The following is a 24,633-nucleotide window of genomic DNA, read 5'->3' as shown; positions in this document are numbered from 1 at the left end:
ATCCTTCGATGACGTTCCTCCGACCCCGTGTCGCGATCGCCGCCATCGTGCTCGCCACGGCCCTTCCCGCTGCCGCTCTCGCACAGCGGGACGACTCGTATACCTGGAAGCTCGGCCTCAACGCCGGCATCATGGCGTACCAGACCCGCTTCCAGAATACGAAGGTGGTGCCGTCGGTCGGCGGGCAGGTCCTGATCATGGCACACCGCGGCGGGTTGCTGCTCAGCGTCGATGAAGGGATCGGCACCAACGAGCACGCGACGCAGCAGGTCCTCTTCAACGATATCCGGCGCTATCAGGCCGCCGCGATGGCGTTCCCGATCGCCGGACCGGTCGAACCGTATTTCGGCGCCGGCCTCGGCATCATGCAGGTGGTCGGCCCGCGCCTTGACCCGTCACTCTCGCAGGGGCCGGTACAGGATGCGGCCACGCTGAGCGCGGCAGAGGATGCCAGCGCAAGCGCATTCCTCAGCTTTGTGGCGGGTGTGCAGGGACGGTGGAAGCGTTTCACTGTCTTCGGACAGTATGAAGCCAATACCGCGCCGAGCGACGACAAGCTCCTCAAGGGAGCGGGCCAGTCGCTCCTCGGCGGGCTCCGCATCGGCCTCGGCAGCGCGCGCGAAGGGATCAACGGACTCGGCGGCAACTAGCCGACGTGAGGTAACACGCATCGCTGCACACGCGTCCCGGCCCGCAAGGTCCGGGACGCGGTTGTTATCGGGAAGTGCCCAGCCAGTTCGCGAGATGCGACGGCCGCCAGCCCAGATCGTCCGCCCGCCGCACCGGCCAGCGATGGTCCGATCCCGCGGAGGCGAGTCGATACGCGGCGTTGCCGACCGTCGGAAACGGCATCGCACTCATCATTCTCGCCAATCCGACGATCATTCCTCCCACCGGGACCGGCGTTCCCCGCCTGCTCCGTGCCTTGAGCCGGGCATGCAATGCGTCCCGGGTCACGGGCAGCGGATCGACCAGGTGCACGACGTCGCCGCGAGGCGACCGGCCGGCGACGACGATCAATCCACTGGCGACATCCTCCGAATGCACCAGCGGCATCGTCCCGTTGCGTGGACCGACGAACAGATCGATCGGCCCGACGGCGAGAGCGACCGATGTCGGCACGGTCACCGTGTCATCGACCACGATCCCGGGGCGCACCACGACGACGTCCTGCGTGGCACCCCGCGATCGCACCAGCGCCTCGGCCGCACTCTTGGCGCGGGTGTAGATCCCCCGCCGTTCCGGCATCGGCTCGAGCGCCGACTCCTCGTCGATGTTCTCAGCTCGCCGCGCCGTCTGGAGGACAACCAGTGAACTGACGTGGACCATCCGGATTGCGCGGGCCGCATCGAGCACGGCGCGCGTCCCCTCGACCAGCGATCGCTCGACCTCCTCGGGCGCACCGTCAAGTTGACCGCCGGCGTGGACCACGACGTCCGCACCGTCGACGAGCGCCGCGAGTGTCCGTGGTTCGAGCAGGTCACCGGTGATCCATTCGACTCCCGGCGGCGATTCACGACGGCGGCGGGAGAGCGCCCGCACCTGCACGCCGGCGGCGACCAGCTGCCGCACCAGCGGGGCACCGATTCTGCCGGCCGCACCGGTCACCGCAACGCATCGCATCGTCAGCGCGAGACCGGTGGTGGCGCAAATGGCCGCCCCGCGAGGGCGTCGGTCACGATCGACTCGACACGAAGCAGCCGGGCATCCCAGGTCATCGCATCGGCAGCGGCACGCCTCGCGGCGCGCTCGGCGCTGCGGTCCCCTGGCGCGAGCGCGGCAACGAGCGCCGCGTCCCATTCGTCCACCGTGCGGGCAATCGTCACCACGTCGGCGAACTTGTCGAGTTCCGGCGTCGAAACGGCGACGATCGGCTTCTCCATGGCGAGATACTCGCGCAGCTTGATCGGATTGGCGTGATGAACCTGTGTCGTCATCCGGTACGGAATGATCGACACGTCAAACCGGCGTCCGTATGACGGCAGTGATTCGTAGGGCCGGCGCCCCAGAAAGTGCAGATTGGGCTGCGTCGGAAGCGTGCTTTCCGGAACGGCGACTCGGCCGATCAGGACGAACTGCCAGTCGGGATGCCTCGTGGCGAGCTCTGCCACGAGATCGAGATCGATCCACGCCTCGATCAAGCCGAAGAATCCGATCACCGGCCCCCGCAGCTCCCGGATATCGCCAGGAACTGTCGCCTGCTCGTCTGTCGCGCGCCGGAAGTGTGCCACGTCGACCCCATGGGGAGCGACCGCAACGTGCCGGGAGACCTGCTGCTTGCGCTCGACCAATGTCGCCGACGTCACGAACACGAGGTCGGCGCGTTTGCTCAGCGCAGCGTCCATTGCGGCGACGTCCGACGCATCCATATCGGGCAGCGCGGAGTAATCGTCGACGCAATACTGGACGATGAGATCCTCGCCGACCTCTCCCGCCAGCGCGCCGACATGCGGCACCGCGAACCACGACACCACCGCCCCGCCCCGCCGCCTGGCGTCGGCGGCGACGCGCCGCACCGAGCGCCGCAGCCACCAGCGGTTGAAGGCGTGAACTCCGGGCACTCGACGAAAGGGGAGTTGCAGGAGGGTCCGGACCTCGACCTGCGGTGCAGGCGTGCGCGCCGGTTTGAACGCCCCGACGATCTTGGCAACCATGCGCCGCATGTCGCGGCCGGTCGTCTTTGGCGCGCGCAACCCCGGGCACTCGAAGTAGCGGAGTTGCGAACGCCCGCCGAGCCAGCGCGCAACGTGATGCGCCGAGGTGCGGTTCTCCGCCTCCCAGTCGGTGCCGAAGTAGAGATAGGTGATCGGCGCACCGTGGTCGAATCTCCGATCAGCCGGCATGCGGTGTTCCCAGTGCAACGAATCGGATCGGCGTTGCCGCAAGGATCGCCGGTATCGCCGCCGCGGTGTGCTCGTGCACGTCGTGCAGGAGGATGATCTCACCGGGTCGCCACGTCCGGGTCCGTGCCCAGCCAACCAATTCGTCGGCCGCCGCCATCCGGAAATCCTTCGGATCCTCGTTCCAGAGCACGATCGCGTTTCGCTGGCGCCAGACGCCGATCAGTTTTGTCGTCGTGAGCTTGCCGTGCGGAGGCCGGAAGAGCGGTACCGGCGCGCCCGTCAGGTCTTCGAGAAGCCGCCGCGTCTGTGCCGTTTCCTGCAGGAGCATCTTCGCCGACGTCGCAGCCGGTTCCGAATGCGTCCACGAGTGGTGTCCGACAGCGTGCCCCTCCGCCGCGATGCGGCGCACCACATCGGGATGCGCTGCTGCGTGCGCGCCGATCAGGAAGAAGGTCGCGCGGGCTCCCGCGGCGCCGAGGGCATCGAGAATCTTCGGCGTCCAGACCGGGTGCGGGCCATCGTCGAAGGTGAGCGCAACCGACCCCGATCCCCGTGGGAGACTGGCGATGAGCATTGAACGCGGGACCACGCGCAGGAGGACTGCTCTGGCCGCCTGACGAAACGGATTCGGTCGATCCCCTTCGTGCACCACCGCGCGATTTGCGGTGGTACTCACGCGCGCTCCGCGATCAGCCGGTCGGCGAGGCGGAGCGACAGCGCGACCAGCGTGAGGCCACTGTTGGCCACGCCACCGCTTCGCAGCACCGAGCCGTCGCAGACGAAGACGCCGGGAATTTCCGGCACGGCGAAGAAATCGAGCCCTCGCGCCGCCGGATCGAGGAAGCCTCGCGCCGTACCGGAATGGTGCGCAGCAGTGCGATAGTCCCACCGCGACGGTTCGACGAGGCGCTGGGCGACGATGTCATGCGACATGCCGGCGAGGAATTGCCGCAGGCATTCCTGATACGAGGCGTCCTCATCGTCCCGCACCTGCCAGTTGAGTTGGGGACGCCCAGACGCGGGCAGCAGCACGCCGCGATCGGCGATCGGCAGCTGTTCGCCGAGCATCAGGATCGAATAGTAGTCGCCGCGAAAACCGGCGCGCGTCTTGAACAGGAGTGCCTCGCGAATCGCCTCGATGTTTCCGAGCAGTTGCATGATCTTGCGCGGCGAAAACGGATCGTTGCGCAGATCCGAGAGCACGTACCGCGCTTCACCGGTGATCGATCGCAGGTCGAGCGATAGCGCGGGCCGGAGGTAGAACACCGCCTTGAGCCCCTTCGCCTGGTAGACGAACCCGGTGCGGATGCTCAGCGGTCCGCTGTCGACACACGAGATCTGCTTGAGCATGCTGTCCGGGCGCAGCTGCACCTTTCCGACATACGCCATCGGGTGATCGTGATAGCCGCCGAGGCACGTCCCGAACCGGGAGATCGACGCGGCGAGAATCACCGGCGTTGCCAGGCCGCCCGCCGCAACGATGACCTGATCGGCCTCCAGGACCGAGACGCCGTCGTCGCCGCGGACGATGACCCGCGCGGGAGCGGTTCCATCGGCTCCTTCGATCCGCTCCACCCGTCCGTATCGGATCGTCGCGTCGGGACCCGCAAAGGCCTTCTGCGCGAACGTCCATGCGTTGACTCGCCCCTGCGGCACCACCATGTGCGCCGCGCGCGCCGTCACAGGGGTCGCCGCGGCGTTGCGGTCGCCGATGGCCGCAGTCTCCGCGATCTGCGCGTCGGAGAGGAAGAACGACCACGCCCGCCGGTACCACGGCGCCATGTCGGTCGGGTCGAGTCCGCACCCGCGAAGATCGTCGTGATCAAGTTCGATCAGCGCGTTGTGCCAGTAATTTGTGGTTCCACCGAGCCCGGCCGCACGATTGATGGTGGTCGTCACACCACCGGTCGGACAGTCGATATCATCGAGGAGTGGATGTCGCCTCGCGGATTGCTCCACGACGGTTACCTCGAAGGCGCTTCGCAGCCGCATCGCGAGCACCGAACCGCACAGCCCGGCGCCGACGATCACCAGCCGCTGCCGCGACCGGTCGCGCGTCATGCGATCCGCCATGCGGTCATCGATCGACCCGCAGCAGGAACCGGAGCGGCCAGTCCACCGCCTGGCTGATCCCGATGCGCGGCGTGACGTCGATCGGCCCCGCGATGCTGGGCGTCGACGTCAATCGCAGCGCGCTTCGACGCGTGTGGCGCATACCGTTCTCCGCTCCGGTGAGGGCAAGCAGCTGGCCGACCTTCCCCGGACCATTGGCGAGGTGACGGTCCGCGACAGCGCCGCGGCGCGAACGAATCGCCTCCAGACCGCTCCGGGGAACCAGCGCGCGGATCAGCACGGCTGCTCCATCTTCGCCGGTCGGCGCCGTGATGTTGAGGCACCAGTGAATGCCGTACGACTGGTAGACATACCACGTATCGGCCGGCGCGAAGACACCGTGGGTCGCGCGCCGACGCCGATATCGCCAGGCGTGCGACGCCGCGTCGTGCACGCCGAGGTACGCTTCGGTCTCAACGATGATCCCGGAAACACGTTCGCCCCCGAGATCGGAGGCGAGCGTTCGTCCGAGGAGATCGCGCGCCACGATCACCGCGCGCGGACTCAGCCGGCGAGCGGTTTCGAAGTCCGGCGTGGCGATCGCTTCGCCCCTTTCGATGCGCGCGGAGCAGCGCCACCGGTGGTTGCCGGTTCAGGCGCGACGACCGGCGCATTGCTCGGCGCTGCGGCTGCTTCAACCGCCGCTTCGCCGGCGCGATGCCGCTTCCCGCCCCGCTTCCCTCGCCGATTCCCGCGACGACCAGGCACTTCTCCCTCCGCTTCCTCCGCTGCATCCGGTTCACTCGTGCTCGGCGTCACCGTCGGGATCGGCAATTCGACGGTGTTGGCGAGCGCCGGCTTGAGATCGATGACACCGACCATCTGCAGTTCGGGTGGACGCGTCGTCGATCGCGACGAACCGCCGCGAAAGCGCAACGCGGCAGTCGGGCGCGCCGTGGCGGCCGCTCCTTCCACCGCCGGCGCCTCGGGCTGCCGTGACATCTGGAGCGCGAGGTCGGCCTTGTGCGGCGAGACCTCGTACTGATTCTCGGCGACCATGCGCACGTCGGCCACCTCGGCGTCGTTCGCCTGGCGCAGCAGCTTGCCGAACCGGTCGGCGTCGAGGAGCGGATCTTCCTTGCCATGGAGTACCGCCATCCGCGCGCGCAGCGCTTCGTGCTGGACCGGTGCCGGAAGTTCGCCGAGCGAACGTGACAGGAGGTGGAACGCTTCGGCGAGCGTGAGTCCGGAGGTTGCGGGAGCGGCGGCGACCGCGGCGCGCGGAGCCGGAGTTTCCTCGGCCGCGCCGCCTCGCGACCGCCCTCGACCACCGCGACGATGACGTCCACCGCGCGCGGCACCCTCGGCGGGCTCGGCCGCCGTCGCAGCAGGCGCCGCCCCGCGACCACTGCCGCCGCGCGCAGGAGCCGATGTGACCGGTGCGATATCGAGCTGGCCGTTCTCCTGCTTGATCACCTTGATCAACCCGCGCGTGCCGGCTTCGGTGACGAACTTGCTGAAGCGGCTGTACCCCGCGGCGCCCTCGTCGAACGCGGGATCGATCTGCTGCATCACCTGCTTGAGCCGGTCGGCGCGCATCACATCGCCGTTGCGCACCATCTGCTGCACCGCCTCCGTGACCAGCTCCCACGGGTCGCGCGGCGGGCCGGCGCTGTCTGCTTCCTTGCTGAGGCCGGCGAGATCGCTGTATGAGTAATACTCGTCGCAATTCTGGATCAGGATGTCGCTGGCCGACTCGCGGATCCCGACACCGATGACGTACTTCCCGTATTCCTTGAGTTTGAGCACTAGCGAGGAAAAATCGCTGTCGCCCGAGAGCAGCATGAAGGTGCCGATTTCCGGCCGCGTGAACACCAGTTCGATGGCGTCGACGGCGAGACGGATGTCCGTCGCGTTCTTCTTGGCGGTCCCGAACGCCGGCGCAAAGATCAGGTCGATCGACGATTCCGAGAGCGAGACGATGTGCTGCGGGTACCGCCGCCAGTCGGCGTAGGCCCGCTGCACCGCCACCTTCCCCTTGATGATGTCGCTGTTGAGGAGCGTCCGGAGCTCCTTGGCGAGATCAGACCGGATGCCGAGGGTGACGTTGTCGAAGTCGATGAGGAGCGCCGCGTTCGGCGCATGATGAATGGGAGCGATCGAGGGAACATGGTGAGCCGGCGCAGCGGCCTGCTGCCGCCCGGCCCGATGGGCAGAGTGCGAAGTCACGACGATACCATTGTCTGGGCCGTCCCCGGTCTCGGCGTCAGCCGCGCACTGCGCCACAAGGCGCGGCGGCGGCGACAATCGATGATCGAGACAGCACGTAAAGCGGCACGGCGCCCCAGTGGCGCCTGCGTCCGCGTGAACCAAATGTAATCGGCCGTCGCCCGGACGGCCGCGGGCGGCACCGTCCCATCAGCTGATCAGTGCTCCCTGATCGGCAATCGGCAGCTCCAGCCGGAACGCGAAGCAGGTCCCTTCCCCCTGGACCGTCTTGACCGAAAGTTCTGCTCCCATCGCCTCGACGAGCTTGCGGCAGATCGACAGCCCGAGCCCCGATCCCGAGAACGCGTAGTCACCCGCCTGCTGGCGCCTCCGGAACGGCTCGTACAGCGTCGGCATCGCGGCCACCGGAATGCCGCGCCCGGTGTCGCGCACCGAGCATTCGATGATGTCGCCGCCGATCTCGACGATTCGCACCTCGACGAACCCTTCGGCGGTGAACTTGAGGGCGTTGGTGGTGAGATTGAGCAGAACCCGATTGATGGCGCCCGGATGCCCGCGGCGAAGGTCACTCGATGGCGCTTCGAACCGCAGTTCGAGACCCTTCTCTTCGGCGATCGGAAGGACGATGTCCCGCACCGCCTCGATGACCTCGGCGATCGAGAACGGCTGCGCCTCCCGCCCCACCAGACGGTCTCCGCCGCGGACCAGCTCGATCACGTCACTCGCCACAGCGTTGAGCCCGAACGCCGCGGAATACACCAGCCCGAGCTGGCGCTCCTGGAGCGGGGTCAGCGGACCGCTCCGGCCGTGCAGCATCGTTTCGGCGAGAAAGAGGATCGACGTGAGTGGTGAGCGAAGATCGTGGGCGACTTCGACGATGAGGTCGAGACCGCTCGGTCCGGTCATCCGATCCTGGAATCGCTCCGACCACCTCGGCTCCAGGCCGCTGGCCACCTGCTCGAGACCGTGCAACAGTCTCAAGACGTCCTGGCCGTCACCGTCACTCTGCAGCAGCAGCTGCCGGCGCAGCAGCGTCACCACCCGCCGGGTGAGCGCAGACACGGCATGATCGTCGGTCGGGACACCGCCGTTGCAGGCGTCGGCCACACGGGCCACGACATCGGCCACGCTGGCGGCGACTTCCGCCTGCGAAAGCGCGTCCTCGGAGAAGGCGCGCCAGCTGTCGACCAATGCCCCGGCCGCTTCATCGAGGCGCTGACGCGCCGCGGCCGAGAGCGCCACGTTACTCCCCGCGGTCGTCGCGCTGCAGCCCGTGCTTCTCCATCAACCGGTACAGCGTGGTGCGGTCGATGTTGGCCTGCCGTGCCGCTTTCGACATGTTGCCCGCGGCCCGGGCCACCAGCCGGGTGAGGTAGTCGCGCTCGAATTGCGCGATCACGCGGTCCTTCACGTCGTGGAACGGACCATCGAGTTGCGGCGCCGCCGTGCGTTCCGGGACGACCTCGGCGTCGTCGTAGATCGGAATGTCACCCGGCTCGATCACCTGCTCCGGTTCCACGAGGACCGCCACATGTTCGATCACGTTCTGCAGTTCGCGCACGTTGCCGCGCCACGCCCGCGAACGCAGGTACTCGATCGTCGACTCGCTCAGCCGCGGCGCGCGGTCGGGCATCTGGCGATGACGATGCCAGAAGACGCCGAGAAAGTGATTCGCGAGCATGGCGATGTCCTCGACTCGCGTGCGCAACGGCGGCAGCGTGATCGGCACGACCCGCAGCCGATAGAAGAGATCGCTGCGCAGGACGCCACGATCCACCGCTTCCTGCGGATCTCGGTTGGTCGCGGAGACGAATCGCACGTCGACCGAGTCGCCCGTTTCGGCGCCGACCCGGCGAACCACGCCATCCTGCACCACACGCAGCAGCTTCGCCTGCAGCGGCAGCGACATCTCGGTGAGTTCGTCGAGGAAGAGCGTCCCGCCGTTGGCGGTCTCGAGCAGGCCGGGCTTGTCGCGGTCGGCCCCGGTGAAGGCACCCTTGCGGTGGCCGAACATCTCCGACTCGAGCAGCGGCTCCGGCAATGCCGCGCAATTGATCGGCACCATTGCCTTCTTCACCCGGCGGGAATGCTGATGGATGAACTGGGCGATGACTTCCTTGCCGGTCCCGCTCTCGCCGCTGATGAACACCGAGGCGTCGGTCGGCGCGACCTTGCGCGCCAGCTCCACCGCCTTGCGAAACGCGGGAGAAATACCGATCAGCGCATGTGTGTCGGAATGCGAGTGCTGGCGCATCACCTGCAACCGCAGGTCGGCGGCTTCGCGCCCCTTCATCACGGCGTGCGACGCCCGCCCGATCAGAATCTGCAGATGCGTCGCGGAGAACGGCTTGGGGAGATAGTCCCACGCCCCCATGCGCAACGCTTCGATACTCGACGGAACGCTCGGATTTCCGGTCATCACCACCACGAGGCAGTCGCGGTTCGCTTCGAGCGTGGCGTTGAGCAGCTCCAGTCCCGGAACCTGTGACATGAACAAGTCCACCAGCACCAGGTCGAACTGCCGCCGCCGTACCAGATCGAGCGCCTCTTCGCCCCGCCCAGCCAGTGTGACGTTATACCCTTCGCCGCGAAGGACCGACGCGCAGCTTTCGCGCAGGGTCCGCTCGTCGTCGACGATCAGCACCCGGATCGAAGCCTTGACGTCCGCCGGAAGGGAAAGAATATCCCGTCCCCCCAGCGGCTCGCTGGAGCCAACATCGGTTCCGGCCCCGGATACAGCGGTCATCGTCGCAACTCCTCAACGTCAGGCGTGGGATTGGTCCAGCAGTCACCCAAGGCGAAAAACGTGCCGCACCTGTGGTGCCGGTCCATCGAACCAACCGCCATCTAAGCTATATCGTTGCCTCAATAGCGCATCCGTGTTGCGCAACAACTACGATACGTTGCAAGTAGCCAACAACACTACTACGACAGCTGTAGCCTTGTGGCTGCGGTCTGCGGTATCATGTTTGCGTACTACACCACGGCGGGGCCGGAACCCGGTTCCGTCTGGATTACTCCAAGTGCAGAGCCTATGACGAACCTTGCTTCACATTCCGGATCCCTTCCCGCCCCGATCGGTTCACCTGGGCTGGTGCCCGGGTCGCCGCTCACCGGTGCCAGCGGCGGTCCGCGGACCAGTCCGCTGCTCCGTTATCTCGGTGCGGTGAGGCGGGTGAAGTGGCTGGTCCTTCTCTTGACGCTCGTTGGCCTCGGCGGCGGATACCTTGTCAGCCGGCTTCGGCCGCCGAGTTTCGTGGTGCGTGCCAAGCTGCAGATCGCGCCGAGCGAAAGCCCGACCTTCCAGTCGGACCAGTGGCGGGAATACATCCAGAGCTACGCGGTCATCGAGCCGGTCGTGAAAGCCCGCCGGCTATATATCACCGGCCCCAAGCGCGTCGGCGGCCCACCGCTGCCGCAGGGACCGAGCGGTCCGAACGCCGGGCTGTTCAACGGCTTCGATATCGGCGCCAACTACCGCCCCGGCAACTACCGGTTCAAGGTTTCCGAGGACGGCAAGCGCTGGGAACTGAGTGACATCGTCACGTCGCAGAAGGAGCAGGGCGTCGCCGGCGACAGCGCCGGGCGTGCCTTCGGCTTCCAGTGGCTGCCGCTGATCGAACGCCGCTGGTACGGGCAGACCTTCGACTTCACCGCCGTCACCACGCACGAAGCCGCCGACAAGGTGATTTCCAATCTCACCGTCACGGTCGTACCGCCCCGGAATCCGCGCTTCATCACGCTGGTCTTCACGGGGCAGGAGTCCGAGCCGACCGCCGGGACGCTCAACGACATCATGGCGCAGTTCGTCCAGGGTGCGGCGCTGACCAAGCGCCACGATTTCACCATTGCCGCTCGCGCCCTCGATTCCCAGCTGGTCGAAGCGCAGGGCAAGCTCGATGCGGACGACGCCACGCTGCAGCGCTTCCAGATCCAGACGATCACGCTGCCCCGGCAGGACCTGGCGGTTGCACCCGGCTTGCAATCGACAACCCCCGGCGCCTACGCGGAATTCCTCAACAAGCGCAATGAAGTCGAGACGCTGCGCAAGGAGCGACGCGATCTCGCCTCCGCGCTGACGCGACTGCAGCGAGGTGACACCGCGGTCGCCGACGCGTACGCCCTCAATCCCGTGACCAAGCTCTCGCCGGAGCTCATGAGCTACGTCAACGAATTGATGGCTGACGAACTCCGGTACCGCCAGAACAAGGGCCGCTACACCGATTCGATGGTCACACCCGACGGCAAGATCAACATGCCGCGCGACGTGCAGGATATTCACCGGCTGCGCACCGTCACGATTCCGACGTATACCCGTGCCGACCTGACGCTGCTCGACTCGATGATCGCCCGTGGCGATTCCGAAATTGGCATCCAGAAGGGCGAGTTGCACGACATTCCGCAGCGGTCGATCGAGGAATCCGAGTTGCAGCGACGGAAATCGGTCGACGAGAGTGTCGTTGCCGACCTCACCAAGCAGGTGTACGCTGCGCGCGCACGTGAAGCGACCGCGGTGCCGGACGTCGCGGTGCTCGATGCCGCGGACGCGCCGTTCCAGCCGCAGAAAAATCGCGCGTCGCTGATGATCATCCTCGGGGCCATTGTCGGCCTCGGCGCCGGCCTTGGGTTGGCACTCCTGCTCGACATGACCGACAAGCGGGTCCGCTACGCCGACCAGATCACCAGCGGTCTCGGATTGACCATTCTCGGTGTGATTCCGGAGATTCGCCGCGCCAAGGGCGAACAACCGTCGGCCGAGGAAGCAGCGCAGGTCATCGAATCGTTCCGCACCGTACGCCTCAACCTGGCGCACGCGCTGGGCGAGGGTTCGGTGATGCTGACGATCTCGAGTCCATCACCGGGCGACGGCAAATCGCTGGTGTCCTCGAATCTCGCGTTGTCGTTCGCCGAGTCAGGCTATCGCACGCTGCTGATCGACGGTGACTCGCGCCGCGGCGAACTGCACCGGACCTTTGGTGCCGAGCGGCGGCCGGGACTCCTCGACTATCTCGCCGGCGAATTGCCGATGCGCGACCTGCTTCGCCCGACGTCGCATCCGAAGTTGCAGCTGATCACGGGGGGCTCGCGCAAGCGCAACGCGCCGGAACTGCTCGGCACGAACCGGATGCGTGAACTGCTGGCGGCGATGCGGGAACAATTCGAAGTGATCGTCGTCGATACGCCGCCGCTCGGCGCCGGTATCGATCCGTTCGTGCTCGGTACGCTGACCGGCAATCTGGTCCTGGTGCTTCGTGCGGGGGCAACCGAACGCGACCTCGCCGAGGCGAAACTGCAGATCGTCGACCAGCTGCCGATTCGTCTCATCGGTGCGGTGCTGAACGACGTCCGGTCGACGATGAACGACTACAAGTACTACTCGTACAGCTACGGCTATGGCGCCACCGACGAACCGACGGAGCGGCCGTCGCTCCCGGCGACGAGCGGGGCCACGCCGATTCCCTGAGTGGAACGCAGCGGCGAAAAACGCACAGGCCCGGTCTCGTTCGAGATCGGGCCTGTGTCTTTACCGGGCAATGAGCGGTCAGCCGGCGAGGGCGTGCGCCATCCGGTCGACGAGTTGATCACCATCCGGCGGGAGCAACGACGGATCGTCGACGACGACGACCGTCGAGCGAACCCGTTCGACCGCAATCTCGGCGGCGTGTGCCAGCAGATCGCGAAAGCGGTCGGCCATCCGTTCGGCCCCGTCGGTCGTCGCGCCTGGTACGACCGCAATGAAGTCACCGGACGCGAGGCGACCGAGTGCATCAGCCGACCGCGCGTTGCCGCGGAATGCCGCTACGGCCTCGGTGATACGGGGAGTCCCTTCGCCGCTGAGGATCGACCAGCCGACACATCCGACGGCGCGGCCAAGTCGCTTGGCATCGCCGATCAATTCGGTGGCGCGCCGCGCCAGTCCCCAGCGAGTGTACAATCCGCTCCCCTCTTCGATCATCGCGCAGCGACGGAGACGCCGCGTGTCACGATAGGCCGCGAGGTAGACGCCGAGCTTGTGCAGCAACGCTTCGGAGTCGAGCGGTTGGCCGTAGAACTCCCACGCGCCCGCCGCGTAGGCGTTCAGCCGCTGCGGCCGACCCGACGGACCGGCGGTCGTGATGATGATCGGAAGCGAGGACCCGAATTGCGGATTGGCCCGCAGTTGCTGGCAGACCTCGAGCCCGGAGAAATCAGGCAACTGCTGATCGAGGATGACGAGATCGGGGTCGGTTTCGACAGCGAGCCGGAGGGTCTCCCGGGCGGTATACGCGTGGGTGACCTTGTACCCGCTTGCGGCCAGGATGCTCTCGACTGCGCGAGCGGTCCATTCCTGATCGTTGGCGATCAGAATAACCGGAGTGGCTCGCTCGGTCAGGGTGTCCGCAGTCGACAAGGGACTCTCTACAGCTTCGAATGACGATAGGCGGGTCAAATCCGATGCGCCCGCGCGACAGTTCTGTGACAAGGCGCCACGCTCCAGACCGAGCCAAGGGAAAAGATCGGCGAGCCGAATGAAGTGTGTAACCCGTTGTGGCCACTAAATTTATACAACAGCACCGCAACTGTAGGCCGCACCCAGCACCAGCCCGGAAGGTGATCCCCGTGCAATGTTTCTGCCGAGCCAGCATGGAACCAACGAGGGGTGTTGCCGACTGCTCGCCCCACAGTGTTGCAAATTCACGGCGATCCGTAGATGTATTGCAACAACTTCGTCGCACCATGGTGACCATGCGTGGCCGCGATCTTGCCTAAGTTGTTCGCGGCCCGTGACTTACTGTGAGTGTTGGAATTGCGCCGCGGTGAGCATGGGATGTGCTTTTATCCCGGTTCGTTCGTCCTAACCTGTCTGCGCGGGAGAAAATCGCGTGAGGATCTGCCAGCTGGTCGCCGGCGCGCTTGTCGTCGGTGTGATGGTACAGGCGTCTGCGCAGGTGCCGACGCAGCAGCCGACAACGATGCAGAGCGATACGGCGCTCGTTGCGGCCAAGCGGCCGATGGTGACGCGAGCCGAATTGCAGGCTGCGCTCGACGACATTCAGCGCGGCCTCACCTCGACTGCGTACAGCCAGGCACTTCGGATGTCGAAACAGGCGGCTGCCGATGTGATTCGTGATCGGCTCACCAATGGAGATATCCACCCCGCAGATGAGATCAAGGTGGAAGTGCTGACGGAACCAGGGTTGAGCGCGACATACACGATTTCACCGCGCGGGACGCTCGATCTCCCGGGTGGGGTATCGATCGACATGCACGGGATCCTCCGGTCGGAGGTGCAGGCCTATCTGACCCAGCAGCTCAAGCGCGTCGTCAACGACCCCGCCGTCACGGCGACGACCTTCGTGCGGATCTCGATGTTCGGCGCGCTCAACAAGCCGGGCTTCTTCCAGGCGCCAGCGTCGCGACTGATGAGCGAAGAGATCATGATCGACGCCGGCGGTCCGGCAAACAACGTGCGCTGGAACAAGTCCACGATCAAGCGCGGTGATCGCATCATCGTCGATGGCGATGAGTTCGCCGATGCGGTACAGAAGGGGCTTACGCTCGATCAGCTCAACGTCCAGGCGGGTGACGAGATCACCCTGGCCACCAAGCCGTCCGCTGCGTTGTTCTGGCGGATCATTGGTGGCGCGACGGCTCTCGGAGGGTTGGTGTATCTTGTCCATATTGTCCTCTAGCACACTGCCATGTCTGGTCCTTTGACGTCAACGATGCCTCGCGCCGAAGACACGCCCATTCCCCGCACCCGCCCCGCCACGACCGTGGTTCAGGGGGTCGCAGAGCGGCGCCTGTCACGCGACGAACGGCTGATCCGCGGGCTCAACGTCGTGGTGGCCACGCTGATTCTCGTCGCATCGCTGCCCGCGTGGATCGTCATCGCAATTGTGGTGAAGCTCACGTCGCGCGGCCCGGTCTTCTACACCCAGACGCGCGTCGGCCTCGATCTTCGGCGCCGGGCCGATCGGCGCACCGGACGTGCCGGGTCGACGCGGCGACTCGATGATTGCGGCGGCCGTCCATTTACGATCGTGAAGTTCCGCACGATGAAGATCGACGCGGAAGCCGCCGGACAGGCGGTGTGGGCGTCGACGTGCGATAACCGCCTCACGCTGGTCGGCGGATTCCTGCGCAGTTGCCGTCTCGACGAGTTGCCGCAATTGCTCAATGTCATCCGCGGCGACATGAATCTGGTCGGTCCGCGTCCGGAACGTCCGCAATTGTTCACGTCGCTCCGCGAGCAGATCCCCGACTACCAGCGCCGCCAGCGCGTTCGCCCCGGGATCACCGGGCATGCGCAGGTCCACTTGCAGTACGACACCTCGGTCGAGGACGTCAAGCTCAAGGTGCAGCACGACCTCGAGTACATCGCCCGGCGGAGCATCTGGGAGGATCTCCGGATCATGCTCAAGACGATTCCGGTGATGCTGTTCCGGAAGGGTGGATGGTAGCACCGACCGCCAGCGCGGCGCCGGTCCGGCCGGTCTCGGCCCTCGCGGTTCGTGAGTGGCCTCTGGCGACCTGGCTTCCGGTCTGCGCCGCCGCGGTCGCCTTCGTGCTCCTGTTCGCGTCGCCGGTCTCGACCTTGTTCCATGACTGGATGCACGACGACGACGCCAACTACGGCCTGCTGCTTTTCCCGGTCGCCGTCTGGCTGGCGTGGCGCACCGGGCTCCGCACCGACATGGCACCCGATCGCCGCGGCGGGACGATCATTCTCGTCGCCGCGACGCTGATCCGGCTTCTCGGGTCGATCGCGGCCGAATTCTTTTCGCAGCGATTTGCGATCTGGCTCGCGATCGTCGGGCTCATCGTCTTCTGCTTTGGCTGGCGGCAGGTCCGCAGCTGGTGGTTGCCGCTGATCGTGCTGCTCCTGGCGATTCCGCTCCCCGCCCTGTTTATCAACCAGCTGGCGATCCCGCTGCAGTTCCGGGCGTCACGTCTCGGCACGGCGATGATCCACTGGCGTCATATACCGGTGCGAACCCAGGGGAATGTGATCCAGATTCCCGAAGCGCTCCTCTTCGTCGCCGAGGCGTGCAGTGGCTTGCGATCGCTGTCGGCGCTCGTGGCGCTGGGTGTGCTCCTCGGCGGCATGTACCTCGGCACCGTGGTGTCGCGCATCGTCCTGGTGGCACTGGTCGTTCCGGTGGCGGTGCTGCTCAACGGCGTCCGGATCTTCCTCACCGCGTTCCTGATTCATTTCGTCGATCCATCACTCGGCACCGGGCTGGCGCACGAGCGCGAGGGAATGCTGATGTTTGCTGCGGCCTTCGCGATTCTCGGGGGCTGCACTGCAGTTGTCCGGCTGGTCGAGCGCAAGGTCGCTCCGGGAGCGTTGCATGGCTAGCGGCAGCTGGATCCCCGCGGGAATTCTCGCCGCCGGGTGCATGATCAACGGCACCGTTGCCGCGCGTCGCGCCGGACCGGTACCGTTGCGGGCACCGCTTGCGACCGTTGCGCCAACGATGAACGGCCTTGCAGCGATCGACGACACCATTGCCGCGGACGAACGTCGCGTGGCGGGGATGAGTTCGTACGTCCTGCGCTTCTACGGTTCGCGCACCGCGCCGACGTTCACCATCTACGTGGGATACTACGACGAACAGCGGCAGGGGAAGAGCATCCATTCCCCGAAGAACTGTCTCCCGGGAGACGGCTGGGAGCCGGTCGAGTCAGGGGCGCGGACGATTGCCACGGCAACCGGGCCCGTCACGGTCAACCGGTATCGCGTGGTCAACCAGGGCCACAATGCGATGGTCTATTACTGGTACCAGGGCCGGGGCCGCGTGGCGCATGATGAATTCAAGGTGAAATACGAATTGCTGCGTGACGCGGCACTGCACGGGCGGACCGAGGAAGCGCTTGTCCGGATCGTCGTTCCCGTGACCGGCAATGATGTGGCGCACGCCGACAGCGTGGCGACCTCTGTCGTGGCACCGCTCGTCTCCGACATGAAGCGGGTCCTTCCCACGCTCTGATCGCCAGCGTGGGAAAGCCCGCGCCGCGCCGGACTAGAGTTGCTGGCCCACCACCAGCCCTTCGCCCTTCTGGCGGGAATCTCCTTCATCGAGACGCTGGCTCGCCATGATCCCGCGCCAACCCGCCCACACAAAGAGGAGCGCAAGGAGTCCGGCAAAGCCCGCGGTCTTGAGCCCCGCAATCGTGAATCCTCGCAGCTGGCTTTCAGCGATCATCCGGCGCGACTGCAGGAAGTCGAGCCCGAAGAACGGGATCAGGATCAGGAAGAGGACACCGATCACGATCGCCGCGATCGACGCGCCGCGCACCGCCAGCCGCTGGCCGCTCAACGTCGCCAGCCACGCGATCAGCACGAGAACCACTGCGAGCTGCGGGGCGCTTGCCAGCAGGAGACCGACGACCTGGAACCGGTACTGGACACCGATCGACTGCGTCGCTAGCGCCGTCACTCCGACATCCGAGAAGGTCGACAGCATGACGACGACCAGCAGCGTGACCAGGGCGGGGAGGAGCCCCTGGGCTCGGGTGGACAGCAGCGGAGTCGTCGGATTGGCGGCCATGCAGGTCCTCAAATCATCAAGGTGATTCGGTCGGCCCGGAGCGGGCAGCGGGGCGGATCGTGAATCGAATAGAATGGACGAAGCCGCTTCAGAGCAAGTCACGGGCCGACTGTCCCGTTTCTTGCTTCATGAGCGAGAGACCCTATGCGAGTCCTCCATCTGACGCTGTCGGCTGCCCGGGGTGGCCGACGAGATGCGATCCTGACCCTCATCGACCATCTGCGCCCACTCGGCGCAGAATGCGGGCTCGTTGCGCTCAGGAATCCGGAGCCGGAAGTCGCCGAATTCGCCGACCGCGCCGATTTCGTCGGCGGGCTCTCATTCGCGGCCCGTCCGACCCGGGCCGAGCTCTCGCAGGTGCGCCGGATCTGCCGGGAGCGGCAGGTGGCGGTGATTCATGCGCATGACCATGGAAGCCAGTATGTTGCGTCGGCGCTACGGTTGACCAATCCACGAGTCCGCACGGTGATGACTTTCCACCGCAGTCTTGGAATCGAGACCGAAGGGGCGAGAAATTTCCTGCGAAACGCGATTTCCCTCCCTTTGATCGATCGCGTCCTGACGGCGTCGGACGACCGTCGCAAGTACTTCATTGCCAATACGTTGGTCCGCAAGAGCAAGGTCGCGGTCATCCCCATCGGCATCGACCTGACCCATTTCAGGCCCGACCCGGGAGTTCGCCACCGTCTCCGGGAATCGCTGGGCATCGGCGACGAGCCACTGGCGCTGATCATCGGACATTTCGGTCCCGAAAAGGGGGTCGACCTCGCGTTGCAGGCGGCCACAGCAGCCGAGGGATTCCTTGGCAACTCACCCTGGAACGTGGCGGTGCTCGGGACCGGCGCCCCGGATCGAACCGCGGCGCTCGAGGAGCAAGCCCGCGCGACGCTGGGAACCCGCGTCCGATTCCATGGATTCCAGTCGAATGTGGTCCCCTGGCTGCAGGGAGCGGATCTGTTGATCCATACGCCGCGGCTCGAAGCGTTCGGACTGGTGGTGGTCCAGGCGATGGCGTGTGGCCTCCCCGTTGTCGCATCGTCCGTCGGCGCGATGCCCGAATTGATCGACCACGGACGGACCGGCATTCTCGTCCCGCCTGACGACATCGAACGGCTCGGTCGCGAGGTCGCCCGGCTGGTGCGGGACGGCGATGAGCGCCGCCGCCTCGGAGAACGCGGCTTCGCACGCGCCATGCAATTCTACGACGCGCGGCACTACGCCCGCCGCCACGTCGCGCTCTACCGTGCACTGGTGCCGGATCACTAACCGATGTCGACCACCGAGGTGACCGTGTCTGATACCCCAGCAGTGACGATCGTCATCGTGCCACGGGATCGCTTCAGCAGCGTCGAAGCGTGCACGCGATCGATCCTCGAACACACCCCCGAGCCGGTCAAGCTGGCGTTTCTCGATTTCGGATACTCGCGCCGCACCGTCCGCGACCTGCGTGAACTCTGCGCCGGGCGGCCGTTCGAGATCGTCCCCTGCGGGCGCACCATTCCGATGGACGCCTTCCGCAGTTACCTCGGTCGGATCGATACGCCCTATACCTGCTGGGTCGACAACGACACGTTCGTGACGCCGGGGTGGCTCACCGCGATGCTCGATGCCGCGACAACGCGCGGGATGCGCGCCATCCTGCCGCTCACGTTCGAGCGGGAAGGACTCGACATCGACGCCAGGCGCCTCGAGCTGCGGGTCCACATTTCGCATTCCGAACTGCGCAAGGTCGCGGTCGGCAGCGAGGACTACATCTTCGACTACAAGCCGTTCCGCCGCGCGGCGCGTGACGAAGTCCCCGCCGGCCCGTGGACGGTCGACTTCTTCGAGCTGCATACGTTCTTCGCCGAGACCGCACTCCTTCGCCAGATCGATTTCCCGTCGATGGTCGTGCGTGAGCATATCGACATCGGCATCCAGCTGCAGCGGATGGGAGTACCGATCTGGTGCGTGCCACAGGCGGAAGTGATCTTCGACAACATTCACACCCGGCCGACGATCGAAGACCTGCGGTTCTTCACCTTCCGGTGGTCGGACACCCTCGTGGATCGCAGCCACCGTCTCTTTGCCGAACGGTGGGGATGGCGGTTCTACAACGAGCAGTTCCTGAAGAACTGGGCATTCCGCCGGCGGGTCTTCTCGACCGCGCGCTTCTGCGGATTGCCGCACCGCGCCGCCGACCTGGTCTCGCGCGCGATGGTGAAATTCTTCCGCCCCGCGCTGCCCGCGGCGCTGCGCGCCGATCCGACCGACCGGTCGGTGCGGGTCTTCCCCGAGTCAGCGTCGAGCAACGAGGCGGTACCGGCGTCGTGAGTCCGATCGAACTCCGGGGATTCGCTGCTCCGGCGCCGCCGAACTTTCGGCGCGGTGCGCAACCGACGCGCCACCAGGTGCGACGGTGGTCGACGGTGCGCGCGCTGGCGGATGGGCTCGGCGGATCGGCGCTTGATTATGGCGCGGGGTGGGGCGACATCACGGCAGGCCTCGCACCACAGTTCACCCGCATCATTGGCGTCGACATCGATCCGGCGCGCGTCGAGTTTGCAGCAGCCGAGTGGGCCCCGGTCGAGTTTTCACGGTGCGACGAGGGCGCCGTTGCGTTCGACGATGCCTCGTTCGACGTCGTCTTCTCGATCGTGGTGATGCACTTCGCGCCGTCGGCGGAGGGGTATCTCGCCGAGTGTCGCCGAGTGCTGCGGCCCGGAGGTACGCTGGTCATCATGGTGCAGAACCCCGACTCGATGCTGCGCCTCATTCGCCGCCTCCAGGGACGCCGTGTCTGGGACGGCGGCATCGGTGCCGACTCGGTCGCGGGCTTCCGCGCCTTCCTCGCTCGCGGCGGGTTCGCGGTCGACCGGGAAGCTGGCTTCTTCGATCCGCCGTTCGATCGATTGAAGGGTCCCGCGGACCTGCTCCTCTCGATGATGAATGGTGCCGGACAATGGTTCGGCCTCGAGCGTCGCAGTTCCTACATCGGCTTCCGGTGCCGGCGGCTGCCATGACCGATCGGCACCCCCCGTGGGAAGTCGTGCACTGCGTCTTCTCGGTTGCCATCGGCGGACAGGAGATGGTGATCTTGTCACTCGCGGCGCATGCCAATCGCGCGCTCTTCGCGCCGCGGGTGCTCTGCCTGCACAGCGCCGGCGAACTTGCACCGCGGTTCGAGGCACTTGGCATTCCGGTCGACGTGCTTGACCAGCCGGTCGGTGCCGGCGCGTCGGTGGCGACGATCGCGGCGCTTCGCCGCTACCTGCGTCGCCGGCGACCCGCGATCCTCCACACCCACAATCCTACGCCGCATCAGTACGGCGCTGTCGCGCGCATGGTGACCGACGTCCCGGTGCTGGTACACACCAAGCATGGCCGCAACCAATTGCTCAACCTCAAGGGGCGCCTCCTCGAACGGTTCGCCGGACAACTGACCGACGCGCTGGTACCGGTGTCGCTCGACGCCGCCGAGGTCGCCCGAACGGTGGAGCACGTCCCCGCCAACCGGATCCGCGTGATCCGCAACGGCATCGATGTCCGTGCCGGCAACCCCGTACCGCAGCGAACCGGTGGATGGCGCGCGGTGCACGTGGCACGCCTGAATCTCGTCAAGGACCAGGAAACACTGCTGCGCGCCGCCCGGATCGTTGCCGACCAGGAGCCGGCGTTCCACCTCGACATCGTCGGCGATGGAGAACTGCGCGATCCACTCGAACGGCTGGCGTCCGAACTCTCGCTCGGCGAGACCGTCACCTTCCATGGCATGCAGCAGGACATTCGCCCGTTCCTTGCCCGGGCGGACGCGTTCGTCCTTTCGTCGACCAGCGAAGGGATTGCCTTGACGCTGCTCGAAGCGATGGCGGCGGGTCTTCCAGTGGTCGCAACCGACGTCGGCGGCAATCGCGAGGTGGTGGTGCCGGGCGAGACCGGATTCCTGGTGCCATCGGGCGATCCTGCGGCGCTCGCCGGAGCGATGACGGCGCTCTTTTCCAGCCCCGCCCGGATGCGGCGCTTCGGTGACGCCGCACGCCGGCGCGCGGTCGCCGAATTCTCGGTCGAATCGACCGTCGCCGCCTACGAGGCGTTGTATCTCGGCCTCCTCAAGCACGTCAACCGGACGGTGCCCCAGTGAGTGCCGATCCGTTCGTCACACGCGTCCGGCGCTGGATGATTCGTGGCTATGAAGACGGCCTGCATGGACGGTCGATCTTCCGCTACTGGCGCGAACTCGAGGCGTCGCAGTGGCGCTCGCGCGACGAGATCGCCGCGATCCAGTTCCAGGGGCTGCGCCGGTTGCTGCTGCACGCCCAGTCCACCTCACCGTGGTATGGCGACACCTGGCGTGCCGGCGGGCTCGATGCGCGGCGGCTCGACGGCCCGGAGGATTTCGCGAAATGGCCGGTCATCGATCGCGCATTGGTTCGTGAGCACCGGCTCGCGATGCGATCGACGGCGCCCGGGACGTCGCTGATCACCAAGGCGACCGGCGGATCCAGCGGCGTACCGCTCGAATTCGATCTCGACACCGACAGCTACCAGCGCCGCATGGCCGCCTGGCATCGCGGCTATTCGTGGGCCGGCGCCGGTCCCGGCACGAAGCAGTGGTATCTCTGGGGGGTGGCACCGGTGTCGTCGTCGTCGTGGAGCAAGCGCAAGGCGAAGCTCTATGACCGGCTGTACCGCCATACGCTGGTGAGCTGCTTCGACCTCGGCGACGCGAGCGTCGACCGGTTCTTCCGGTCGCTGGTGCGGACCGAGCCGCGCGCGATCGTGGCATACACCAACGCGATCTATGCCTTCGCCCAGATGCTCGAAGCGCGCGCGCTGGTGCCGCCGGTCCCGCACAGCATCGTCGTCGGCGCCGAGCGGCTGCATCCGTTCCAGCGCGAGGTGATTGAACGCGTCTTCCGGGCACCGGTCTTCGAAACGTACGGGTCGCGCGAGTTCATGCTCATCGGCGCCGAATGTGCGGTGCACGGTGGACTGCACCTGACGTCGGAGCAACTGGTGGTGGAGATTCTCGACGACGACGGCGCGGGAGTTCGCGACGGCGTCGAAGGGAATGTCGTCATCACCGACCTGACGAACCTCGGGATGCCGTTCGTGCGATATGCCACCGGCGATCGGGCAATCAAGGCGAGCGGCCCCTGCGCGTGCGGCCGCGGGCTGGACCGTCTCGCCCGGGTGACCGGCCGGCAGCTCGATATCCTCGTGACGCCCGATGGCCGGCGCCTTCCCGGCGAGTTCTTCCCGCACATCCTCAAGGATCTCCCCGGCGTCAGGCGATATCAGGTGATCCAGGAAGTGGCCGACGCCGTGATAATCCGGATTGTCTCGCCGCGATGGGCACCCGAACATGAAGCATGGCTTCGCCGGGAAGTGGCGGCCGTCGCCGGACCGGCGCTCCGCGTCTCGATTGATGTGGTCGACGACATTCCCCTGACGGCGGCGGGGAAATTGCAGGTGGTGGTCAATCGGCTCGGTACGGCACCGACCATCAGGGAGCGACCGTGACGACGCTGGGAGCAAACGAACCGCTTGGATCCGACCTCGTTGCCGCGGTGCGGCAGGCGACGGAAGCACCGCCCCCGCGGCGCTCCGCTGTCAGCGGGTTCTCGTTGTCGGTCGCGAGTCAGGGCGAGCGCCTCCTGATCCCGCTCGTCGGGATCTATCTCGGGTACGCGGTCGTGCGTCTTCCCGAAGTGTTCATCGAACTCGCGCTGCCGCATCTGCCGATGATCCTGATGCTGATCTTCATGGCGATGCTCGTCGTGACGGTTCCCACCGATGCGTGGCAGCTGATCTGGCGGCGATCACCGGCGTTCCGGCTGGTGATGATGCTCGCCGTACTCGCTTTCGTGACGGCACCGATCGGAATCTGGCCGAGCGAATCGTTCCAGTTTTTCCGCGAGAAGTATCTCGTCGTCGTCATCATCTTCATCTGCTGCCTGGTCTTCCTTCGCGATCGACGAAGTCTGCGTCTCGCGGTGGCGATCTACGTCCTCTGCGTCGCCGCGGTGTCGTACAACGTGCTGCACACGTACGATCCCAACGCGGTCGTCCTCAACGAGGACGGCGACCCGATCGATCCCGACGTGCTGGCTGCGCGCCCGGAATTGCGGCGCCTGCAGATGGTCGGTGTGTCGCTCGACCCCAATGACTTCGGCGCCGTCCTCGGGACCACCTTTCCGCTGGCGCTCTGGCTCTCGGTGGGATCGTTCCGCCGCCGGGTGTTCTGGACCGGGATCGCCGGCCTGATGGTTGCCGCCGTCGTCCCGACGCAATCGCGCGGCTCCGAACTCGGCTTCCTCGCGGCCGCCGTCGTGATCGTCGCCGCAGGCGCGCGAGGATGGCGACGATGGTTTTCCTTCGCGCTGGTCGCCGGGTGCGTGGCGATGTTCGTGATGATGGCGACCGGCATCGGCGCCGGCGCGCGGTTCTCCGATTTCTCATCGGATGACTACAACGTCTCCGGCAACGAGGGACGCCTGTATTTCTGGAAGCAGGGGATGATCTGGATGATCAAGCGCCCCTGGGGCTACGGCATCTCCAACTTCTCGACCTATTTCGGGATGCTCAACGGCGAGGAACGCGCCGCGCACAGCTCGTGGGTGCAGTACGGCATGGAGCTCGGCGTGGCCGGGCTGGTCCTGTTCATCCTGCTCTGCTACTCGCTGGTGAAGGGGTTGCGCGCCATTCGAAAACGTGCCGCCGCGCGCCGTGCAATCGATCCCGAGGCGAAAACCGAGGAGACCCTCGCGGGGCACATGCTCGCGATGCTCACCGGCGTGCTCGTCACCGGGACGTTCCTGTCCAACGCGTACTATCCACTGATGTACATGGCGCTGGGACTGGCCGGAGCGACGGTGCTCGGCTCCAAACTTCCGGAAGAAAACCCGGCGGAACAGGCGCTCCCGCCGGCGCCCGGGCGCGGGGTACCGCGGCGGCGCCTGCGGGCGTTTCCCGGACCGGCGTCCACCAGCTGA

22 protein-coding genes are annotated in these 24,633 nt (G+C 66.3%); 12 read left to right on the top strand and 10 right to left on the bottom strand.

What is annotated here, in order from left to right:
- Positions 1-8: 8 nt before the first annotated feature.
- A complete protein-coding gene (locus tag VGM20_01260) occupies positions 9-650 on the top strand; it encodes a hypothetical protein (protein HEY4099486.1) in 642 nt (213 codons plus the stop codon).
- Between the two features lie 64 nt (positions 651-714).
- Here VGM20_01260 and VGM20_01255 read toward each other — a convergent pair whose 3' ends face one another.
- The 8 genes from VGM20_01255 to VGM20_01220 all read right to left on the bottom strand — a co-directional run bounded on the left by VGM20_01255 (position 715) and on the right by VGM20_01220 (position 9,870).
- The gene (locus VGM20_01255; protein ID HEY4099485.1) at positions 715-1,623 is read right to left on the bottom strand and encodes an NAD-dependent epimerase/dehydratase family protein; all 909 of its coding nucleotides are present in this window, start codon (positions 1,621-1,623) and stop codon (positions 715-717) included.
- A 2-nt stretch (positions 1,624-1,625) separates the two neighbouring features.
- The gene (locus VGM20_01250) at positions 1,626-2,843 is read right to left on the bottom strand and encodes a glycosyltransferase (protein HEY4099484.1); all 1,218 of its coding nucleotides are present in this window, start codon (positions 2,841-2,843) and stop codon (positions 1,626-1,628) included.
- Positions 2,833-3,519, bottom strand: a complete 687-nt coding sequence (locus VGM20_01245; GenBank protein ID HEY4099483.1) for a polysaccharide deacetylase family protein — start codon at positions 3,517-3,519, stop codon at positions 2,833-2,835. Before VGM20_01245 ends, VGM20_01250 begins: the two co-directional genes overlap by 11 nt.
- Positions 3,516-4,916 carry a hypothetical protein gene (locus VGM20_01240; protein ID HEY4099482.1) on the bottom strand — a complete coding sequence of 467 codons (1,401 nt, stop codon included), beginning with the start codon at positions 4,914-4,916 and terminating at the stop codon, positions 3,516-3,518. Before VGM20_01240 ends, VGM20_01245 begins: the two co-directional genes overlap by 4 nt.
- A 4-nt stretch (positions 4,917-4,920) precedes the next feature.
- Positions 4,921-5,448, bottom strand: coding sequence for a DNA-3-methyladenine glycosylase (locus VGM20_01235; protein ID HEY4099481.1), 528 nt, complete (start codon positions 5,446-5,448; stop codon positions 4,921-4,923).
- Positions 5,449-5,459: 11 nt separating this feature from the next.
- On the bottom strand, positions 5,460-7,124 hold the full coding sequence (locus tag VGM20_01230; GenBank protein ID HEY4099480.1) for an NYN domain-containing protein: 1,665 nt from the start codon (positions 7,122-7,124) through the stop codon (positions 5,460-5,462).
- A 189-nt stretch (positions 7,125-7,313) separates the two neighbouring features.
- Positions 7,314-8,366: a HAMP domain-containing sensor histidine kinase gene (locus tag VGM20_01225; GenBank protein ID HEY4099479.1), complete on the bottom strand. Its 1,053-nt coding sequence runs from the start codon at positions 8,364-8,366 to the stop codon at positions 7,314-7,316.
- Between the two features lies 1 nt (position 8,367).
- On the bottom strand, positions 8,368-9,870 hold the full coding sequence (locus tag VGM20_01220; GenBank protein ID HEY4099478.1) for a sigma-54 dependent transcriptional regulator: 1,503 nt from the start codon (positions 9,868-9,870) through the stop codon (positions 8,368-8,370).
- Between the two features lie 348 nt (positions 9,871-10,218).
- Here VGM20_01220 and VGM20_01215 point away from each other — a divergent pair, with 348 nt between their 5' ends.
- A complete protein-coding gene (locus VGM20_01215; GenBank protein HEY4099477.1) occupies positions 10,219-12,588 on the top strand; it encodes a polysaccharide biosynthesis tyrosine autokinase in 2,370 nt (789 codons plus the stop codon).
- A gap of 78 nt (positions 12,589-12,666) precedes the next feature.
- Here VGM20_01215 and VGM20_01210 read toward each other — a convergent pair whose 3' ends face one another.
- Complete coding sequence (locus tag VGM20_01210) at positions 12,667-13,515, bottom strand: response regulator (protein HEY4099476.1); 849 nt, start codon at positions 13,513-13,515, stop codon at positions 12,667-12,669.
- A 472-nt stretch (positions 13,516-13,987) separates the two neighbouring features.
- Here VGM20_01210 and VGM20_01205 point away from each other — a divergent pair, with 472 nt between their 5' ends.
- From VGM20_01205 to VGM20_01190, 4 genes are read left to right on the top strand one after another with little or no spacing between them, the layout of a single operon-like run.
- Positions 13,988-14,797, top strand: coding sequence for a polysaccharide biosynthesis/export family protein (locus VGM20_01205; protein ID HEY4099475.1), 810 nt, complete (start codon positions 13,988-13,990; stop codon positions 14,795-14,797).
- Positions 14,798-14,830: 33 nt separating this feature from the next.
- Complete coding sequence (locus VGM20_01200; protein ID HEY4099474.1) at positions 14,831-15,568, top strand: sugar transferase; 738 nt, start codon at positions 14,831-14,833, stop codon at positions 15,566-15,568.
- Positions 15,562-16,467, top strand: a complete 906-nt coding sequence (locus tag VGM20_01195; protein ID HEY4099473.1) for an exosortase/archaeosortase family protein — start codon at positions 15,562-15,564, stop codon at positions 16,465-16,467. The genes VGM20_01200 and VGM20_01195 overlap by 7 nt, the downstream gene beginning before the upstream one ends.
- Positions 16,460-17,098, top strand: a complete 639-nt coding sequence (locus tag VGM20_01190; GenBank protein ID HEY4099472.1) for an EpsI family protein — start codon at positions 16,460-16,462, stop codon at positions 17,096-17,098. Before VGM20_01195 ends, VGM20_01190 begins: the two co-directional genes overlap by 8 nt.
- A 33-nt stretch (positions 17,099-17,131) precedes the next feature.
- Here the strand turns inward: VGM20_01190 and VGM20_01185 are convergent, their stop codons facing one another.
- On the bottom strand, positions 17,132-17,659 hold the full coding sequence (locus VGM20_01185; GenBank protein ID HEY4099471.1) for a hypothetical protein: 528 nt from the start codon (positions 17,657-17,659) through the stop codon (positions 17,132-17,134).
- Between the two features lie 144 nt (positions 17,660-17,803).
- On the opposite strand from VGM20_01185, the gene VGM20_01180 reads away from it, so the two are divergent.
- From VGM20_01180 to VGM20_01155, 6 genes are read left to right on the top strand one after another with little or no spacing between them, the layout of a single operon-like run.
- On the top strand, positions 17,804-18,925 hold the full coding sequence (locus tag VGM20_01180) for a glycosyltransferase family 4 protein (GenBank protein HEY4099470.1): 1,122 nt from the start codon (positions 17,804-17,806) through the stop codon (positions 18,923-18,925).
- Between the two features lie 24 nt (positions 18,926-18,949).
- Positions 18,950-19,972 (top strand): glycosyltransferase family A protein, encoded by a 1,023-nt coding sequence (locus VGM20_01175; protein ID HEY4099469.1) that lies wholly within the window; start codon positions 18,950-18,952, stop codon positions 19,970-19,972.
- Positions 19,969-20,661: a class I SAM-dependent methyltransferase gene (locus VGM20_01170; protein ID HEY4099468.1), complete on the top strand. Its 693-nt coding sequence runs from the start codon at positions 19,969-19,971 to the stop codon at positions 20,659-20,661. The genes VGM20_01175 and VGM20_01170 overlap by 4 nt, the downstream gene beginning before the upstream one ends.
- Positions 20,658-21,779, top strand: a complete 1,122-nt coding sequence (locus VGM20_01165; protein HEY4099467.1) for a glycosyltransferase — start codon at positions 20,658-20,660, stop codon at positions 21,777-21,779. Before VGM20_01170 ends, VGM20_01165 begins: the two co-directional genes overlap by 4 nt.
- Complete coding sequence (locus VGM20_01160; protein HEY4099466.1) at positions 21,776-23,161, top strand: hypothetical protein; 1,386 nt, start codon at positions 21,776-21,778, stop codon at positions 23,159-23,161. The genes VGM20_01165 and VGM20_01160 overlap by 4 nt, the downstream gene beginning before the upstream one ends.
- Entirely contained in the window at positions 23,158-24,633 is a 1,476-nt protein-coding gene (locus VGM20_01155) for an O-antigen ligase family protein (GenBank protein ID HEY4099465.1), read from the top strand. The genes VGM20_01160 and VGM20_01155 overlap by 4 nt, the downstream gene beginning before the upstream one ends.

The organism is Gemmatimonadales bacterium (assembly GCA_036500345.1).
In the GTDB taxonomy this organism is placed as follows: Bacteria; Gemmatimonadota; Gemmatimonadetes; order Gemmatimonadales; family GWC2-71-9; genus Palsa-1233.
This window is presented reverse-complemented; position numbering and strand designations above follow the sequence as displayed.

What these genes read in the sequence shown, in the direction of transcription:
- VGM20_01260 (HEY4099486.1), top strand. Translation starts at nt 9, where the DNA reads ATGACGTTCCTCCGACCCCGTGTCGCGATCGCCGCCATCGTGCTCGCC.
- VGM20_01240 (HEY4099482.1), bottom strand. Translation starts at nt 4,916, where the DNA reads ATGGCGGATCGCATGACGCGCGACCGGTCGCGGCAGCGGCTGGTGATC.
- VGM20_01185 (HEY4099471.1), bottom strand. Translation starts at nt 17,659, where the DNA reads ATGGCCGCCAATCCGACGACTCCGCTGCTGTCCACCCGAGCCCAGGGG.
- VGM20_01195 (HEY4099473.1), top strand. Translation starts at nt 15,562, where the DNA reads ATGGTAGCACCGACCGCCAGCGCGGCGCCGGTCCGGCCGGTCTCGGCC.
- VGM20_01200 (HEY4099474.1), top strand. Translation starts at nt 14,831, where the DNA reads ATGCCTCGCGCCGAAGACACGCCCATTCCCCGCACCCGCCCCGCCACG.
- VGM20_01180 (HEY4099470.1), top strand. Translation starts at nt 17,804, where the DNA reads ATGCGAGTCCTCCATCTGACGCTGTCGGCTGCCCGGGGTGGCCGACGA.
- VGM20_01250 (HEY4099484.1), bottom strand. Translation starts at nt 2,843, where the DNA reads ATGCCGGCTGATCGGAGATTCGACCACGGTGCGCCGATCACCTATCTC.
- VGM20_01165 (HEY4099467.1), top strand. Translation starts at nt 20,658, where the DNA reads ATGACCGATCGGCACCCCCCGTGGGAAGTCGTGCACTGCGTCTTCTCG.
- VGM20_01255 (HEY4099485.1), bottom strand. Translation starts at nt 1,623, where the DNA reads ATGCGATGCGTTGCGGTGACCGGTGCGGCCGGCAGAATCGGTGCCCCG.
- VGM20_01220 (HEY4099478.1), bottom strand. Translation starts at nt 9,870, where the DNA reads ATGACCGCTGTATCCGGGGCCGGAACCGATGTTGGCTCCAGCGAGCCG.
- VGM20_01190 (HEY4099472.1), top strand. Translation starts at nt 16,460, where the DNA reads ATGGCTAGCGGCAGCTGGATCCCCGCGGGAATTCTCGCCGCCGGGTGC.